The following is a 2,493-nucleotide window of genomic DNA, read 5'->3' as shown; positions in this document are numbered from 1 at the left end:
ACACAGTGGACGCGAGCAACTGAGGACAAGCCCTCGGCCTATTAGTACCAGTCAACTCCACCGGTCACCCGGCTTCCATATCTGGCCTATCAACCCAGTCGTCTACTGGGAGCCTTACCCCATCAAGTGGGTGGGAGCCCTCATCTCGAAGCAGGCTTCCCGCTTAGATGCTTTCAGCGGTTATCCCTCCCGAACGTAGCCAACCAGCCATGCCCTTGGCAGAACAACTGGCACACCAGAGGTTCGTCCGTCCCGGTCCTCTCGTACTAGGGACAGCCCTTCTCAAGACTCCTACGCGCACAGCGGATAGGGACCGAACTGTCTCACGACGTTCTAAACCCAGCTCGCGTACCGCTTTAATGGGCGAACAGCCCAACCCTTGGGACCGACTCCAGCCCCAGGATGCGACGAGCCGACATCGAGGTGCCAAACCATCCCGTCGATATGGACTCTTGGGGAAGATCAGCCTGTTATCCCCGGGGTACCTTTTATCCGTTGAGCGACGGCGCTTCCACAAGCCACCGCCGGATCACTAGTCCCGACTTTCGTCCCTGCTCGACCCGTCGGTCTCACAGTCAAGCTCCCTTGTGCACTTACACTCAACACCTGATTGCCAACCAGGCTGAGGGAACCTTTGGGCGCCTCCGTTACCCTTTAGGAGGCAACCGCCCCAGTTAAACTACCCACCAGACACTGTCCCTGATCCGGATCACGGACCCAGGTTAGACATCCAGCACGACCAGAGTGGTATTTCAACAATGACTCCACCATAACTGGCGTCACGGCTTCACAGTCTCCCACCTATCCTACACAAGCCGAACCGAACACCAATATCAAGCTATAGTAAAGGTCCCGGGGTCTTTCCGTCCTGCTGCGCGAAACGAGCATCTTTACTCGTAATGCAATTTCACCGGGCCTATGGTTGAGACAGTCGAGAAGTCGTTACGCCATTCGTGCAGGTCGGAACTTACCCGACAAGGAATTTCGCTACCTTAGGATGGTTATAGTTACCACCGCCGTTTACTGGCGCTTAAGTTCTCAGCTTCGCCACACCGAAATGTGACTAACCGGTCCCCTTAACGTTCCAGCACCGGGCAGGCGTCAGTCCGTATACATCGCCTTACGGCTTCGCACGGACCTGTGTTTTTAGTAAACAGTCGCTTCTCGCTGGTCTCTGCGGCCACCACCAGCTCCGAGTGCAAGACTCATCACCAGCAATGGCCCCCCTTCTCCCGAAGTTACGGGGGCATTTTGCCGAGTTCCTTAACCATAGTTCACCCGAACGCCTCGGTATTCTCTACCTGACCACCTGAGTCGGTTTAGGGTACGGGCCGCCATGAAACTCGCTAGAGGCTTTTCTCGACAGCATAGGATCATCCACTTCACCACAATCGGCTCGGCATCAGGTCTCACCCCTCATGAGGGACGGATTTACCTACCCCTCGGGCTACACCCTTACCCCGGGACAACCACCGCCCGGGCTGGACTACCTTCCTGCGTCACCCCATCGCTCACCTAATACAGGTCTGGTCCGTCGGCTCCACCACTCCCCTTCACCCGAAGGATCCAGGGCGGCTTCACGGACTTAGCATCGCCTGGTTCAGCGCTGGCGCTTCAAAGCGGGTACCGGAATATCAACCGGTTGTCCATCGACTACGCCTGTCGGCCTCGCCTTAGGTCCCGACTTACCCTGGGCAGATCAGCTTGACCCAGGAACCCTTAGTCAATCGGCGCACACGTTTCTCACGTGTGAATCGCTACTCATGCCTGCATTCTCACTCGTGAACCGTCCACAACTCGCTTCCACGGCTGCTTCACCCGGCACACGACGCTCCCCTACCCATCACAGCGATCGTTAGACCACATGCTGCAATGACACGACTTCGGCGGTACGCTTGAGCCCCGCTACATTGTCGGCGCGGAATCACTTGACCAGTGAGCTATTACGCACTCTTTCAAGGATGGCTGCTTCTAAGCCAACCTCCTGGTTGTCTCTGCGACTCCACATCCTTTCCCACTTAGCGCACGCTTAGGGGCCTTAGTCGATGCTCTGGGCTGTTTCCCTCTCGACCATGGAGCTTATCCCCCACAGTCTCACTGCCGCGCTCTCACTTACCGGCATTCGGAGTTTGGCTAAGGTCAGTAACCCGGTAGGGCCCATCGCCTATCCAGTGCTCTACCTCCGGCAAGAAACACACGACGCTGCACCTAAATGCATTTCGGGGAGAACCAGCTATCACGGAGTTTGATTGGCCTTTCACCCCTAACCACAGGTCATCCCCCAGGTTTTCAACCCTGGTGGGTTCGGTCCTCCACGAAGTCTTACCTCCGCTTCAACCTGCCCATGGCTAGATCACTCCGCTTCGGGTCTTGGGCGCGCTACTCAATCGCCCTATTCGGACTCGCTTTCGCTACGGCTTCCCCACACGGGTTAACCTCGCAACACACCGCAAACTCGCAGGCTCATTCTTCAAAAGGCACGCAGTCACGACC

At 56.9% G+C, this 2,493-nt stretch carries 1 rRNA gene (running past one end of the window); it reads right to left on the bottom strand.

What is annotated here, in order from left to right:
* Nucleotides 1–21: 21 nt before the first annotated feature.
* Nucleotides 22–2,493 (bottom strand): 23S ribosomal RNA (locus ACH4S9_RS47055) (it continues 730 nt past the right edge of the window).

This window comes from Streptomyces sp. NPDC021225 (assembly GCF_044332865.1).
GTDB lineage: Bacteria > Actinomycetota > Actinomycetes > Streptomycetales > Streptomycetaceae > Streptomyces.
Note: the sequence above shows the minus strand (reverse complement) of the source record. Positions and strands in the feature narration are given on the sequence as shown.